General features: G+C 64.2%; 1 protein-coding gene. It reads left to right on the top strand.

Annotated elements, in window-relative coordinates:
- Positions 1-215 (top strand): 16S rRNA (uracil(1498)-N(3))-methyltransferase (locus tag AF337_RS32015; protein WP_193393682.1); only part of this gene is annotated, 215 nt, incomplete at both ends.

The following is a 215-nucleotide window of genomic DNA, read 5'->3' as shown; positions in this document are numbered from 1 at the left end:
GATTACCTCGTGCAGAAGGCGGTCGAAATGGGGGCGGGCCTGCTCCAGCCGGTCATGACCCAACACGTTCAGGGCAAGATCACCAATCTCGACAAGCTGCGCGCCAATGCCGTCGAAGCGGCGGAGCAGTGCGGCATTCTCGGCATTCCCGATGTCGCCGAGCCGGTGAGGCTTCTCGACCTGCTCGACCGCTGGCCAAGCGAGCGCCGCATCAT

The sequence above is a fragment of the Rhizobium ecuadorense genome (assembly GCF_001187535.1).
GTDB classification, from domain to species: domain Bacteria; phylum Pseudomonadota; class Alphaproteobacteria; order Rhizobiales; family Rhizobiaceae; genus Rhizobium; species Rhizobium ecuadorense.
The sequence above is the reverse complement of the archived record's forward strand: the minus strand, read 5'-3'. Positions and strand labels throughout refer to the sequence as shown.